The following is a 14,659-nucleotide window of genomic DNA, read 5'->3' on the forward strand; positions in this document are numbered from 1 at the left end:
CCCCCGCGACGGCCTGCGTCAGCCCCGCGCGTCCCGCGGAGCGGCGAAGATCTTCATCCAGTCGATCTCGAGGCTGACCTCGGCCGGAGTGGTGGCGTCCGGGGCCGGGATCCACTCCTCGAACGGTCCCATGTCGAGCTGCATGGTCAGGTGCATCGGCACCTTCGGGATCACGTTCTTGTCGAAGGTCTCGAACTGCTTGACGCCGTCGACGAACCAGGTGATCCGGTTGGGCAGCCACTCCATGGCGAACGTGTGCCACTGGCTGAAGTCGCCGCTGACCTTGCTACCGGCCTGCTTGTTCTGGGGCGAGAAATGGATGACGAAGTGGGCCTCGGTGCGGTCCTCCCGCGGCACCTCCATCATGTCCAGCTCGCCGTCGTCCTTGTTCTCGGTCTGCGGCCACAGCAACATGGCCGCCCCCCGGCCGCGTCCCTTCTCGGTGCGGGCCCGGAACTCCCACCGCCCGTACAGCTGGTCGCGCTCGTGCCCCATCCCGCCGGACACGTTGCCGCGCGCGGTGATCCGCAACAGTCCGTTCGCGACCGTGATCGCCGAGGGGCGGCGGAACCCGTTGCCGAAGCCGCCGACGCTGTTGTAGCGGTTCCAGATCTTCGGATCGAGTGTGGTTCCGTCGAAGTCGAAGCTGTTGACCTGCCGCCAGGCGACACCCGATGCGGCCCGGCCCGTGTTCGACGAGCCCCCGCCGGGCGGCGGGTCCGGGACGGCGGTGGGTGCGGGCGCCGGCTCTGGCAGCGCCTGCAACAGGTCCGGCTCGGCGGAACCGGTGGCGCCGGCACAACCTGATGCAAGCAGCAGCGCGGCGCAGACCAGCAACGATCGCAGCCGCCCCGAACACCGGGACATGCTCGCCTCCTCGACCTGTACACCGGTGGGGGAGCAACGCGGGGAGCGCCGGTGTACGGAGATGACGTTACCGCGTGCGCGTAACCGGACAGAACGCCCTCCCAGGGATACGATCGCCCGTTCCGGTTATCCGGCGCGCACTGTGGGTTGCTCCGTGCGGCGTACGGACCTATGCATCGGGGACCGGTCGACCGGAAGCGCTCAGCGGGCAGCTCGTACGCACCGGGCAGCGGTCGCAGTCGGGGCCGACCCGGGCGATGAAGTGGGCGTCGGACGTGTCCTCGGCGCACTGCCGCACGACCCTCTCCCAGCCGGCCAGCCCCTCCTCGTCGAGCGGGGGCTGCGCCGGTTCCTTCGCCTGACCGCCCGCCTTCTGGTCGGCCACGTAGACCAACCGGGCACCGCCGGGCTTCGCACCGGGCTCGAGCAGCTCGCCGAACGCCCCGAGCGCCGCCGCGAGCTGGTAGACAGCGAGCTGCGGGTGCTCGGCCGCCGCCCGGGCGCTGACCGCGGTCTTGCCCGTCTTCACGTCGACCACGACGGGCCTGCCCTCGGCGTCGACCTCGAGCCGGTCGACGCGCCCGCGCACCCGCAACCACGGCCCACCGGAACGGCCCGCGCGTTCCCCCGGCTCACCCGGGTCGTCTCCCACGAGATCGAGCTGCACCGCCTGCTCGACGGCCACCAGGCGCAGCCCCTCGGCCCGGCTGCTGCGCACCCACTCCTCGAACGCGGCCAGCATGCCCCGCACCCGGTCGAGCTCCCGGCGGCCGAACCACGGGGCGCCCGCGTCGAGCCGCTCCCATGCCGAGCGCAGCGCCCCCTCCAGCTCCTCCCGGTCGGCGCCGGCCGCGCCGGCCTGCACCAGCGCGTGCACCAGCGATCCGGTGACGGCCGCCAGGGCGCCCACCTCGGACCCGCCGTGGCGCTCCAGCACCCAGCGCAGCGGGCAGCGGACGATCTTCTCCACGTCCGACGGCGACACGGGGACGACCTCGCCCGGCTCCCGCAGCGGGGCGTCGGTGGAGACCGGTGCGAGCCCGTACCAGTCGTCGGGGTGGGCCCCCGGCACGCCCGCCTCGGCCAGCCGCGCCAGCTGAGCCGCGGCGCGACGCCTGCGTTCCTCGCCCGGGGGGCCCTCGGCGGGGGCGCACACGGCCCGGCGCAGCTCCCCGACCAACTCGGCGAGCACGAGCGAGCGCCCGGGCCGGTGGACCGGGCGGTCGGCGCTGGTGGCGGGCACCGGGTCGAGCTCGTCGAGGAAGCGCGACGGCTGCTCGTCCTCGCCCTGCACCGCGCTCACCAGCAGCGTGTGGCGAGCCCGTGAGCACGCCACGTAGAACAGGCGCCGCTCCTCCGCGAGCAGCGGCGCCACCCGCGACACGGTGGCCCCGGCCGGCTCGGCCACGCCCGCCACCAGGTCGACCAGCCGCTCGTTGCCCAGCAGGCTGCCGCGCAGCCGCAGGTCCGGCCAGCTGCCCTCCTGCACCGCCGGCACCGCCACGACGTCCCACTCGCGGCCCCGCGCCGCGTGCGCCGTGAGCAGCGAGACGGCATCGCCCTGCGGGGCGCGCGGCGCGAGGGAGTCGCCCGGCAACTGCTGGTCGGCGAGGTACTCGATGAAGCTCGCGACGGCCGCCCCGGGCAGCCGGTCGGCGTAGCGAGCGGCCGCGTCGAAGAGCGCGAGCACGGCGTCGAGGTCCCGGTCGGCGGCGGCGCCCACCGGGCCGCTGCGGCCGCTCGCGTCGCGCAGCCGCGGGCCGAGCCCGCCGGCCTGCCACACCCGCCAGAGCACCTCCTCCGCGCTCTCGCCGTCGCGGACGGCGTCGCCGGCGATCGCGAGCAGCGTGCTCACCCGACGCAGCGGTGCGGTCTCGTTCGGGGGCAGCGCGACGAGCGGGTCGGGCCGGCCGAGCGCCGCGGCCCGCAACGCCTGGACCAGCAGCGGGTCGCTGCCCGCGCGCTCGGCGTCCGCCGGCTCGGCGGCCGCCTCCGCGGTGCCGGCCGAGAGCCGCAACAGCCCGCGACGCAACCGGCGCATGCGCATCGGGTCGGCGGACCCCAGTGGCGACGTGAGCAGCGCGCCTGCGACGTCGGCGTCGATCTCGCCGGGCCGGGTGGCGCAGCGCAGCACGAGGAGCAGCGGGACGACCGCGGGCTGGCGGGCGAGCGGCAGCTCGTCGGGCGGGGCCGCGATGGGAACGCCCGCGGCCAGCAGGGCGCGCCGCAGCGTGGGCAGCGTGCGGCGGGTGGAACGGGCCAGCACCGCCATCCGCGACCACGGGACACCGCGGGTGAGGTGAGCGCGCCGCAGCTGGTCGGCGATCCACCCCGCCTCCTGAGCCGCGGATCCGAACACCTTCACCCGCACGTCGCCGGGGTGTTCCGCCTCGCCGGGTGGCGCCGCGCGCTCCCGGCCGGGACCGGAGCCGGGCAGCCGGGCGGCCAGCCGGCCGACGGCCTCCCGGATCGCGGGCGCGCCCCGGTGGTCGACCGGCAGCACCACCGTGGGGGCCTCCACGGCCCGCAGACCCTCCGGGTCGGCTCCGCGGAAGTTGAGGACGGCCTGGTCGGGATCGCCGGCGAGCAGCACCGTCTGCGCCGTGGCCCCGAGCACCCGCACCAGCTCCATCTGCTGGGGGTCGAGGTCCTGGGCGTCGTCGACGACGAGGTGGCGCACCCGCGCGCGCTCGGCGGCGAGCAGATCGCGGTCGGCGGCGAGCGCGTCGAGGGCGGCGGCCACGAGCTCGGCGGCGTCCAGCGCGGGGGCGGTGGCCTGCGGCGCGCCCCGCCCGGCGGCGCCGCGCAACAGGATGACGTGCTCGTAGCTGCGGAAGAATCGGCCCGATGCCACCCACGCGGGCACGGAGTGGCGGCGGCCCAGCTCGGCCAGCTCGTCGGGGCCCAGCCCACGCTCCGCGGCCCGCAGCAACAGCTCGCGCAGCTCGGCGGCGAACCCCGGCAGCCCGAGCGCCGGGCGCAGCCGCTCATCCCACCCCGAGTCGGGCACCCCGCCGTGCTCCGGACCGGCGAGCTCCCCGCCGAGCAGGTCGCGCACCACGGCGTCCTGCTCGGCGCTCGCGAGCAGCCGGGGCGGCGGGTCGCCGTGGCGCGCGGCGTGCAGCCGCAGCACCCCGAACGCGTAGGAGTGCACGGTGCGGACCAGCGGCTCGCGGGTGGTGCGTTCCGCGTGCGGCTCCTGGGCAAGGTCGACGATCCGCTCCCGCAGCTCCCCCGCCGCCCGCCTGCCGCCGACCAGCACGAGCGTGCGCTCCGGGTCGTCCCCCGCCCTGATCCGCTGCGCCACGGCGGCCAGCAGGACCGTGGTCTTGCCCGTGCCCGGCCCGCCGACCACCCGCAGTGGCCCGCTCCGGTGCTCCAGCACCCGCCGCGCCGCCGCATCCCACTCGGGCTCGTCGAGCGCGATGCGCTCCCTGCGCACGAGCCCGGGCGCCAGCGCCGCGCTGTGGGGGCGGGCGTCGGAGCGGAGCACGGAGCGATGCAACCACGTCCTCCCGACAGAGCCGTGAGTGGCTGGCAGGCTGGGGGCGTGGACGAGGAGACCGTGGAGCGGGTGCGGGCGGCGGTGCGGGCGATCCCACCCGGCGAGACGGCGAGCTACGGCGAGATCGCCGAGCGCGTCGGCCTGCGCTCCGCCCGCCTGGTGGGCCGGATCCTCGCCGAGGACGGCCACGACCTGCCCTGGCACCGGGTCCTGCGCGCCGACGGCACGTGCGCGCCCCAGATAGCGCAGGAACAGAGCGCCCGCCTGAGAGCGGAAGGGATCCTGATGGTGGACGGCCGCCTCCCCCGTCCCAAGAAACAGCAGTAGGGCTCCACAGTGCTAGGCCGCCAGTTGGGCGGCCCTTCTGCAGCGAGCCGCCAGCACCTGCAGGACCGCCTCGTGGTCCGACAAGGGGCTTCCCACCGCGTCCGCGCCGCAACGTTCCAGGTTGCGCTGGAACAGGCCGGGTGCCAGCAGCCAGGACGCCACCGCCACCCTGCGGGCGCCCTCCGCGCGCAGCCGGGCCACCACGTCGGCGACGCCCGGCCGGTGCCGGTGCTCGGGCCCGCAAGCGACCCTTCGGCCGCCCAGCACGATCGGGGCGAGCGTGACGGGGCGGCCGAGCAACCGGCCGAGCCGACGGGCGGCCCGAGTCCCGTCGGCCTGCGCCTGCGGATCGCTCGACGCGGCGACCGCTAGCACCACAGCGTCATCGGGCCTGGCACCGGCTTCGGTCAGGCGTTCGGCGGCGACCGCGACGAGGGCCGGGTCGGGGCCGAGCGCGTCGGCGAGCACGACGTCGCGGCGGCCGGTTGCCCGCAGCTGCCCGGGCACGTCCGTGCGCACGTGGTAGCCCGCGGACAGGAACGCGGGCACCGCGACCGTCGGCCCGTGGACCTCGGCGAGCACGTCCGCCAGGGTGGGCCCGCGGACGTCGGCGTAGCAGGCGTGAACCGGAACGCCCAGCAACCGCCGGGCCCGCGCGGCCACCCGCTCGGTGACGAGGGCGCCCGCCGGGTCCCGGGTGCCGTGCGCGATCAGCAGGACGTTCACCGCACCGACCCGTGCCCGCAGTGACCGCCGGCCGGGGCCGGGTCCAGGGCGAGCCGGTAGCCGCGCTTGACGACGGTCTGCACGAGCTTCGGCCGCCCGAGGGCGCCGCGCAGCCGCGCCATCCCGGTCTCGACCGCGTGTTCGTCGCCGCTGCCGCCGGGCAGGGCGCGCAGCAGCTCGGCGCGCGGGACGACGCGGCCGGGGCGGCGGGCGAGCACGCGCAGCAGCGCCATCCCCGCGGGCGGCACGGTGCGGAGCTCGCCGTCGACGAGCACGGCGTGCCCGCGCAGTTCCAGCACGTGCCCGGCCACCGGCAGCCGGCGGGCCCGGGCCGGCAGCTCGGCCTCCAACTGGCGCACCATCGCGCCCAGCCGGGAGCGCTGCGGCTGCATCGTCGGGACGTCCACGGCTTCGAGCGGCGCCGCGGTGACCGGCCCGACGCACAGCGCCAGCACCGGCCCGCGCAGCGCGTCCAGCAGCGGCCCGCGCACGCTGCGCTCGTCGGCGCGGGCCAGCAGGCTCGCCACCGCGGGCGCGCTGGTGAACGCGAGCACATCGACCCCGCCGCAGAGCACGGCGTCGACCAGCCGGTCCAGCGGAGCGAGGTCCAGCGGCGGCAGCCACCGGTACACCGGCACCTCGACCACCTCGGCGCCGGCCATCCGCAGCGCGTCGACGACGTCCGGCAACGGCTCCCCGTGCAGCTGAACGGCGATGCGCAGCCCGTCGACCCCCGTCTCGAGGAGGTGGTCGAGCACCTCCGCGGACGACTCGGACGGCGGCGACCAGGCGTCCACCAGCCCGGACGCCCGGATCGCCCCGCGGGCCTTCGGGCCGCGGGCCAGCAGCCTTCCGGAGCCGAGGGCGGCGAGCAGGTCCTCGGCGATCCCCCAGCCGTCGGCGGCCTCGACCCAGCCGCGGAACCCGATTCCGGTCGTGGCCACGGTGACGTCCGGGGGGCGGGCGATGAGCGCGCGGGTGGCGTCGGCGAGCTCGGTGTCGTCGGCCAGCGGGACGATCCGCAGCGCGGGCCCCAGCTGCACGACCGCCCCGCGCCGCTCCAGCATCGTGGCCAGCTCCTCCGCCCGGCGTGCCGCGGTGACGCCGACCGTGAACCCGGCAAGGGGCGGCACCGGGTCGACGACGCTGTTCATGACAGCGGTCACGGTAGCCCGACCTGCAGCCATCCGTCGGCGATCCGTACCGGGAACACCGGCACCCGGGCGCCCGGATCGTCCAGGCACTCCCCGGTGACCAGGCTGAACGCCTGCTTGTACACGGGCGAGGCGACGATGGGCACACCGCCCCGGTCGCCCACGATCCCGCGCGAGAGCACCGCGGCCCCGGAGAACGGGTCGACGTTCCCGATCGCGTGCAGGGCACCGTCGGCCATCCGGAAGAGCGCCACCTGCACCGGCTCACCGCCCGCCGCGAGCAGGGCGGCGGCCCCGCGCTCGGGCAACAGCCGGTCGAGGAGGCAGACGGTCTCCCAGCGCAACCCGATCAGCTCGCCGTTGATCGTCTCGCCACGCATGTCCGGTGACTGAACGCCGTTGCGAAGCAGGCGGACAGTCACCGGTGACTCGGCGGTCATGCGCGCACCCCCGGCAGTCCCAACGCGACGGGCACCGGCTGGCCCCGTTCACTGACGAACGAGATCGTCGGGTCGGGTGTGTCCGGCGCGTTGACGAACGACACGAAACGCTCCAGCTTCTCCGGGTCCTCGAGCACCCCGCGCCACTCGTCGGCGTAGCCCGCGACGTGCGACTCCACCGCCGCCTCGAGATCGGCGCAGATGCCCAGGCGATCGTCGACGAGCACGGCGCGCAGGTGGTCGAGCCCGCCGTCCATGGCCTCGATCCAGGCGGCCGTGCGCTGCAGCCGGTCGGCGGTGCGGATGTAGAACACGAGGAACCGGTCGATCAGTGTGATCAGGGTGTCGGTGTCGACGTCGGAGGCGAGCAGCTCGGCGTGCCGCGGGGTGAAGCCGCCGTTGCCACCGACGTAGAGGTTCCAGCCGGTCTCGGTGGCGATCACGCCGAAGTCCTTGGAGCGGGCCTCCGCGCACTCGCGGGCGCAGCCCGAGACCCCGGCCTTGATCTTGTGCGGCGAGCGCAGGCCGCGGTAGCGCAGCTCCAGCGCGACGGCGAGGCCCACCGAGTCCTGCTGGCCGTACCGGCACCACGTCGTCCCGACGCACGACTTCACGGTGCGCAACGCCTTGCCGTACGCGTGCCCGGACTCGAACCCGGCGTCGACGAGCCGGCGCCAGATCGCCGGCAGCTGCTCGACCCGGGCGCCGAACATGTCGATCCGCTGGCCGCCGGTGATCTTCGTGTAGAGCCCGAAGTCGCGGGCCACCTCGCCGATCACGATCAGGCCGTCCGGGGTGATCTCCCCACCGGGGATGCGCGGCACCACCGAGTAGGTGCCGTTGCGCTGCATGTTGGCCAGGAAGTGGTCGTTCGTGTCCTGCAGCGCCGCCTGCTCGCCGGAGAGCACGTGCCCCGAGCCCAGCGACGCGAGGATCGAGGCGACGGCCGGTTTGCAGATGTCGCAGCCACGGCCGGCGCCGTGCTGGGCGATGAGCTCGGAGAACGTCCGGATCCCGGTACCGGCGACGATCTCGAAGAGCTCGGCGCGGGACACCGCGAAGTGCTCGCACAGCGCCTTGGAGACCTCGACGCCCTCCTGGGTCAGCAGCGTCTTGAGCAACGGGACGCACGACCCGCAGCTGGTCCCGGCCCGGGTGCAGGCCTTGAGCGCGGGCACGTCGTGCGCCCCGCCGCAGATCGCATCCCGCAACGCACCCTTGGTCACGGCGTTGCACGAGCAGATCTGCGCGGAGTCGGGCAGGGCGTCGGCGCCGACCTCGACCCCGCCCGGAGCGATCATCGCCACCGGGTCGGCCGGCAACGGCGAGCCGACGAGCGGGCGCAGCGTGGCGTACTTCGTCGCGTCGCCGACGAGCACTCCACCGAGCAGGGTCTGCGCGTCATCGCTCACGACCAGCTTGGCGTAGGTGCCGGCGACCGGGTCGTTGACGACGACCTCCAGCGCGCCCGGCGTGCGGGCCAGCGCGTCGCCGAAGCTCGCGACGTCGACGCCGAGCATCTTGAGCTGCGTCGACATGTCCAGCTCGGCGGGCGTCATCGTGGCCGCGCCGCCGAGCAGCCGGTCGGCCACCACCTCGGCCATCGCGTACCCGGGCGCGACCAGCCCGTAGGTGCGGCCCTCCAGAGCGGCGACCTCGCCGACGGCCCAGACGTTCGGGTCGGGGGTGCGGCAGGCGGTGTTCACGAGCACGCCGCCGCGTTCCCCGATCGGCAGCCCGGCCACCCGGGCCAGCCCGTCGGCCGGGCGGATCCCGGCGGAGAAGACGACGACGTCGGCGTCCAGCTCGATCCCGTCGGACACCGACGCGATCAGCCGCCCCCGGTCCTCCGTGATCCCGGTGACGGACACCCCGCAGCGCACCTGCAGGTCCTCGGATTCCACGAGCCGCCGCAGCACCGCGCCGCCACCCTCGTCGACCTGCACGGGCATGAGCCGCGGCCCGATCTCGACGACCTGCGGCGACAGGCCGAGCAACCGCAGCGCCCGCGCGGCCTCCAGCCCGAGCAGCCCGCCGCCGACGACCACTGCCGAGCGCCGTCCCGGCCCCGGCGCCGCCACCGCGCGCCCGGCCGCCGCCGTGATCGCGTCGAGGTCGTCGAGCGTGCGGTAGACGAAGCAGCCGGGGAGGTCCCGGCCCGGCACCGGCGGCACGAACGGCACCGAACCGGTGGCGAGCACGAGCGCGTCGTACGGGAGCGCGCGCCCGGACGCGGTGCGCACGACCCGCGCGTCGCGGTCCAGCGCGACCGCGGGGTCGCCGAGGTGCGACTCCACGAGCGGATCCGCGATCGCGGGCAGCGTCAGCTCCTCCGCCGTCCTGCCGTCGACGTAGGACGAGAGGGCGACGCGGTCGTAGGCCGGGCGGGACTCCTGCCCCAGCACCGTGATCCGCCACGTGCCGGCGGTGTCGCGGTCGCGCAGCGCCCGCACCAACCTGTGCCCGACCATGCCGTTACCGACGACCACGAGCTCCTTCACGCGGCTCCCTCCTCGGGGACGGGGGTCAGCGTCGGGGGGTCGCTCTCGGCGAGCCATGCGCAGATGCCGCGCACGGTGTCGCCGCAGCTGCCGCAGCCGGTGCCGGCGCGGGTGGCCCGGGCGAGAGCCGGGACGTCGGTGTGGCCGGCCCGCCACGCGGCGACCAGGGCGCCCTTCGTGACGGTGTTGCACCGGCAGACCACGGCGGAGGCGGGCAGCCGGCCCGGGTCGGACGTCTCGGGCGCGCCGGGCAGCGCGCGGCCGAACAGCAGGGCGAGCCGGTCGGTGGGCGCGGGCTGGCCCGTGTCGTAGTACTGGATCATGGAAGCGGCGGCATCGGGCAGGCCGATCATGGCGCCGCCGACCACGCGGTCGCCCTGCAGCGCGAGCGTGGCGTACCGGCCCCCGGAAGGATCGGCGAAACGCAACACCTCGGCACCCGACTCCGCCAGCGCCGCCGGGTCACCGACCGTGGCGAGGTCGACGTCGCGCGCCTTGAGCCGGGTGACGGCCCGGGTGCCGCCGTAGCGGGCGGCCGGGTCCGCGCCGGTGAGGAGATCGGCGAGCACCGCGGCCTGCTCCCACCCCGGCTGCACGAGGCCGGCGGGGGTGCCCGGGTGCTGGGCGCAGTCCCCGATGGCGTGCACCCGCCCGTCGGACGTGGCCAGGAGGTCGTCGACCAGCACGCCACGGTCGACGGCGATCCCGGCGTCGACCGCGAGGCCGGTCTCGGCCCGGACGCCGGCCGCGACGACGAGCGCGTCGGCCGCCACCAGCTCACCCCCGGCGCCGCGCAACCCGGCCTCGGGTTCCCAGGCGACCGCCTGGAAGCCGAGCCGGACGTCCACGCCCAGGCGCGTCATCGCGGCGGCGAGCACCTCGCCGGCGCCCGCGTCGAGCTGGCGCTCCATGAGGTGCGACATCGGGTGCACGACCGTCACCCGCACGCCCCTGCCGGCCAGCCCGCGAGCGGCCTCGCAACCCAGCAACCCGCCGCCGAGCACGGCGAACCGGGCGCCGGGACGGGCCAGCTCGAGGATCCGCTCGCAGTCGTCCAGGTCGCGGAACGGGACGACGTTCCCGGCGGTGAGCCCGTCGAGCGGCGGCAGCCAGGCGCGGCTGCCGGTGGCGAGCACCAGCTCGTCGTACGGCTCCACCGCCCCGTCCGAGCAGTGCACGACCCGCTGCGCGCGGTCGATCGCCGTCCCGGTGACGCCGGTGCGCAGGTCCACGCGCTTCCGCGCGGCCCAGCCCGCCGGATGCAGCCGCACCGCGTGCGCGGACAGCCCGCCACCCAGCACGGTGGACAGCAACACCCGGTTGTACGCCGGACGCGGCTCGGCACCGAGGACGGTCAGCCGCACGAGCCTCCCGTTCGGATCCCGCCGCCGCACCTCCTCGGCGAACCGGGCACCGACCATCCCGTGTCCGACCACGACGACCCGTCTGCTCACGCCGATCGACGGTAGGTACCCGGAGTTACGCGCGTGCGGCACTTCGTGACGGAGAGGTAACGCCGCTCGCACATCGCCGGCCCGCTCCCGTGAGAGGTGTGGCGCGTCACCCGCTCGGAGATTGCAGCAAGGCCACATTCATGCCACGTCGTTGCGTGAAGGTGGCTGCGCTGTCCCGGCGAGCCCCCGCCTTGCTCCGCCGCGGCGGTGGCTCCCCGGAAGTGCGTTGGGCTGCAATCCGTCACGCGGGTTCGAGCCGCACCGCGCTCACCTTGAACTCCGGCATCCGGCTGATCGGGTCCAGCGCGGGGTTGGTCAGCCGGTTGGCCGCCTGCTCGGCCCCGAAGTGGAACGGCAGGAACACCGTGTCCAGCCGCAGGCTCGGCACGCACCGCACGCGGGCGTGCGCCGTCCCGCGCCGGGAGACCACCCGCGCCCGGTCGCCGTGGGCGAGCCCGGCACGGGCCGCGGTGTCGGGGTGCACCTCGACGAACGACTCGGGCACGACGCCGGCGAGCTCCGCCACGCGGCGCGTCTGCGCGCCCGACTGGTAGTGGGCGAGCACGCGTCCGGTGGTCGCGCGGAGCGGGTGGTCGGCGTCGGGCAGCTCGGCCGACGGCGTGTGGTCGACCGGGACCAGCCGGGCGCGACCGTCGGCGTGGGCGAACCGCTCGGTGAACAGGCGCGGCGTGCCCGGGTGGCCGGGAGCGGGGCAGGGCCAGTGCAGCGCCTCGCCCGCGTCGAGGCGGTCGTAGCTGATGCCCGAGTAGTCGGCGATCCCGCCGGCGGACGCCGCCCGCAGCTCGTCGAACACGGCGCGGGGCTCGGCGGGGAACCCGGCGACGCCGAGCCGCGCGGCGAGCCCGGACACCACCTCCAGGTCGGTGCGCACCCCGTCCGGGGGCGCCATGGCCCACCGCCTGCGCAGCACCCGGCCCTCGAGGTTGGTCATCGTGCCCTCCTCCTCGGCCCACTGGGCTACCGGGAACACGACGTCGGCGGCCATCGCCGTCTCGCTCGGGAAGACGTCCGCCACCACCAGCAGGTCGAGTGCCGCCAGCCGCTCGGCCACCGCGTTCACGTCCGGCGCGGACACGAGCACGTTCGAGCCGAAGACGAGCAGCGCCTTCGGGCCGTCCGGGCGGCCGAGCGCGGCGAGCAGTTCGGTGGCGCTGCGGCCGGGGCCGGGCAGGCCGTCCGGATCGACGCCCCAGATGCCCGCGACGTGCGTGCGGGCGGCGGGGTCGCTGATCGAGCGGTACCCGGGCAGCTGGTCGGACTTCTGCCCGTGCTCCCGCCCACCCTGCCCGTTGCCCTGTCCCGTGACGGTGCCGAAGCCCGAGCCCGGTCGCCCGGGCAGGCCCAGCGCGAGCGCGAGGTTGATCCACGCCGAGACCGTGTCGACGCCGTGGGCGTGCTGCTCGGCGCCGCGCGCGGTCAGCACGTACCGCCGCGCGGCGTCGGCGAGCAGGCGGGCCACGGTGCGCATGTCGGGGGCCGGCACCCCGCACACCCGCTCCGCGCGCTCGGGCCACCACTGCGCGGCGACCCGCCATGCCTCGTCGAAGCCGGTGGTGCGCTCGGCCAGGTAGTCGGCGTCGACGTGCCCGTCGACCACGGCGGCGTGCAGCAGCCCCAGCGCCAGCACGAGATCCGTGCCGGGCACCGGTTGCAGGTGCATGCCGCCCGACGCCACCGCCCGTTCCGCCGTCGGCGTGCGGCGGGGGTCCACCACCACGAGCCGGGCGCCGTCGAGGTGGCCCATCAGCGGCGGCATCGTCTCGGCGAGGTTCGCGCCGGCGAGCAGCACCACCTCGGCGGCGCCGAGGTCGGTGACGGGGAACGGCAGCCCGCGGTCGAGGCCGAACGCGCGGTTGCCGGCCGCGGCCGCCGACGACATGCAGAACCGGCCGTTGTAGTCGATCTGCGACGTGCCGAGCGCGACCCGCGCGAACTTGCCCAGCAGGTAGGCCTTCTCGTTGGTGAGCCCGCCCGCACCGAAGACCGCGACGGCGTCCGGGCCGTGCTCGGCCCGCAGCTCGCGGAGCCGGTGGGCGACGTGCCCGAGCGCCGCGTCCCAGCCGACGGCGCCGAGCGGGGCCGAGCGCGACGTGCGCATCAACGGCGTGGTGAGCCGGTCGGGGTGGGTCAGCAGGCTGCCGGAGGTCCAGCCCTTCTGGCACAGGCCGCCCCGGTTGGTCGGGAAGTCCCGCGCGTCGACGTCGCCGGCGCCACCGACCCACTGCCCGCACTGCAGGGCGCAGTAGGGGCAGTGGGTGGCGACCGGGGCCGTCACACTCCCGCGTAGGCCACGCGCGGGTGCGCGACCTCGGCCGGGACGGGGCGCAGGTACACCACGTACGTCACGACGATGCACACCACGTAGAACGCGAGGAACGACCAGAAGGCCGGGTCGCCGGACTGCGCGGTCATGAACGACTGCCGGAACGCCAGGTTGATGAACAAGCCGCCCAGCGCGCCGACCGCGCCGGCGATGCCGATCACGGCACCGGAGACGCGCCGCGCCCGCAGGTACGCCGCCTCCGGCTCGGAGGCTCCGGTCTCGACCGCCACCCGCGCCTGGCCCCGGAAGATCGCCGGGATCATCTTGTACGTGGAACCGTTCCCGACGCCGCTGAACACGAACAGCAGCACGAACCCGGCCGTGAACAGCGCCAGCGAGTCGATGGCCGACGCGGCGATCACCACCACCGTGGAGACGCCCATCGCGACGAAGTTGTAGAAGGTGACCTTCGCGCCACCGCGGGAGTCGGCGAGCCACCCGCCCACCGGCCGGATCAGCGAGCCGAGCAGCGGGCCGATGAACGTCACGGCGGCGGCCTGCAGCGGGGTGCGGCCGAACTGGTTCTGCAGCACGAGCCCGAACGCGAAGCTGTAGCCGATGAACGAGCCGAACGTGCCGATGTAGAGGAACGACATCACCCAGGTCTGCGGCTCCTTGCAGGCCTCCCGGAAGGCCCCGGTGTCGCTGCGCATCGACGTGAGGTTGTCCATCTTCAGCGCGGCGCAGGTGGCGGCCAGCACGATCAGCGGGATGTAGACGCCGAGCAGGATCCGGGGCGCCCCGGCCCCCGCGGTCGCGATGATCAGCAGGCCGACCAGCTGGATGACCGGCACGCCGACGTTCCCCCCACCGGCGTTCAGCCCCAGGGCCCAGCCCTTCCTCCGCTCCGGGTAGAAGGCGTTGATGTTCGCCATGGACGAGGCGAAGTTCCCGCCGCCCAGCCCCCCGACGGCGGCGACAAGGACGAACACCCAGAAGGGCGTGCCCGGCTGCATGACGATCGCGGCGAGGATCGTCGGGACGAGCAGCAGCGCCGCGCTGACGATCGTCCAGTTGCGGCCGCCGAAGCGGGCCGGCGCCATCGTGTAGGGCAGCCGCAGGACCGACCCCACCAACGTCGGCACGGCGACCAGGAAGAACTTCCCCGCCGCGTCGATGCCGTACTCCGGCCCCATGAACAGTACGAGGACCGACCACATCGTCCAGATCGAGAACCCGATGTGCTCGGAGAGGATCGAGAACCACAGGTTGCGGTTCGCCACCTCGGCGCCCGTGCGCTCCCAGAACCCCCTGTCCTCGGGGTCCCAGTGGTCGATCCACCGCCCGCGGAGCAGGGGTGCGTCTGCCGTCGTCGTCACGCCGGTCCTCCCGGTTCGTCGT

At 75.3% G+C, this 14,659-nt stretch carries 10 protein-coding genes; 1 reads left to right on the forward strand and 9 read right to left on the reverse strand.

Annotated elements, in window-relative coordinates; all coding sequences use genetic code 11:
- Positions 1 to 18: 18 nt before the first annotated feature.
- Entirely contained in the window at positions 19 to 867 is an 849-nt protein-coding gene (locus ACU436_RS23330) for a glycoside hydrolase family 16 protein (protein WP_459028634.1), read from the reverse strand.
- A gap of 169 nt (positions 868 to 1,036) precedes the next feature.
- Positions 1,037 to 4,360 (reverse strand): ATP-dependent helicase, encoded by a 3,324-nt coding sequence (locus ACU436_RS23335; RefSeq protein WP_459028636.1) that lies wholly within the window; start codon positions 4,358 to 4,360, stop codon positions 1,037 to 1,039.
- 57 nt (positions 4,361 to 4,417) lie between these two features.
- Here ACU436_RS23335 and ACU436_RS23340 point away from each other — a divergent pair, with 57 nt between their 5' ends.
- Positions 4,418 to 4,699, forward strand: a complete 282-nt coding sequence (locus tag ACU436_RS23340) for an MGMT family protein (RefSeq protein ID WP_459028638.1) — start codon at positions 4,418 to 4,420, stop codon at positions 4,697 to 4,699.
- A gap of 12 nt (positions 4,700 to 4,711) precedes the next feature.
- Here ACU436_RS23340 and ACU436_RS23345 read toward each other — a convergent pair whose 3' ends face one another.
- The 7 genes from ACU436_RS23345 to ACU436_RS23375 form a co-directional block, all read right to left on the reverse strand.
- A complete protein-coding gene (locus tag ACU436_RS23345; RefSeq protein WP_459028640.1) occupies positions 4,712 to 5,425 on the reverse strand; it encodes a sirohydrochlorin chelatase in 714 nt (237 codons plus the stop codon).
- On the reverse strand, positions 5,422 to 6,579 hold the full coding sequence (locus tag ACU436_RS23350) for a uroporphyrinogen-III synthase (protein ID WP_459028642.1): 1,158 nt from the start codon (positions 6,577 to 6,579) through the stop codon (positions 5,422 to 5,424). The genes ACU436_RS23345 and ACU436_RS23350 overlap by 4 nt, the downstream gene beginning before the upstream one ends.
- An 8-nt stretch (positions 6,580 to 6,587) precedes the next feature.
- Positions 6,588 to 6,959, reverse strand: coding sequence for a nitrite reductase small subunit NirD (gene nirD, locus ACU436_RS23355; RefSeq protein ID WP_459028644.1), 372 nt, complete (start codon positions 6,957 to 6,959; stop codon positions 6,588 to 6,590).
- A 56-nt stretch (positions 6,960 to 7,015) separates the two neighbouring features.
- Positions 7,016 to 9,490 (reverse strand): nitrite reductase large subunit NirB, encoded by a 2,475-nt coding sequence (nirB, locus tag ACU436_RS23360; protein ID WP_459029092.1) that lies wholly within the window; start codon positions 9,488 to 9,490, stop codon positions 7,016 to 7,018.
- A gap of 26 nt (positions 9,491 to 9,516) precedes the next feature.
- Positions 9,517 to 10,974, reverse strand: coding sequence for an FAD-dependent oxidoreductase (locus ACU436_RS23365; RefSeq protein WP_459028646.1), 1,458 nt, complete (start codon positions 10,972 to 10,974; stop codon positions 9,517 to 9,519).
- A gap of 241 nt (positions 10,975 to 11,215) precedes the next feature.
- On the reverse strand, positions 11,216 to 13,270 hold the full coding sequence (locus ACU436_RS23370; RefSeq protein ID WP_459028648.1) for a molybdopterin oxidoreductase family protein: 2,055 nt from the start codon (positions 13,268 to 13,270) through the stop codon (positions 11,216 to 11,218).
- A complete protein-coding gene (locus ACU436_RS23375) occupies positions 13,267 to 14,637 on the reverse strand; it encodes a nitrate/nitrite transporter (protein ID WP_459028650.1) in 1,371 nt (456 codons plus the stop codon). Before ACU436_RS23375 ends, ACU436_RS23370 begins: the two co-directional genes overlap by 4 nt.
- Between the last annotated feature and the right edge of the window lie 22 nt (positions 14,638 to 14,659).

It is taken from the genome of Pseudonocardia wallangbongensis (genome assembly GCF_054486945.1).

Excerpts from the sequence above, each read along its gene's own strand:
- nirB (WP_459029092.1), bottom strand. The coding sequence starts at position 9,490 with ATGGTCGGGCACAGGTTGGTGCGGGCGCTGCGCGACCGCGACACCGCC.
- nirD (WP_459028644.1), bottom strand. The coding sequence starts at position 6,959 with ATGCGTGGCGAGACGATCAACGGCGAGCTGATCGGGTTGCGCTGGGAG.
- ACU436_RS23330 (WP_459028634.1), bottom strand. The coding sequence starts at position 867 with ATGTCCCGGTGTTCGGGGCGGCTGCGATCGTTGCTGGTCTGCGCCGCG.
- ACU436_RS23350 (WP_459028642.1), bottom strand. The coding sequence starts at position 6,579 with ATGAACAGCGTCGTCGACCCGGTGCCGCCCCTTGCCGGGTTCACGGTC.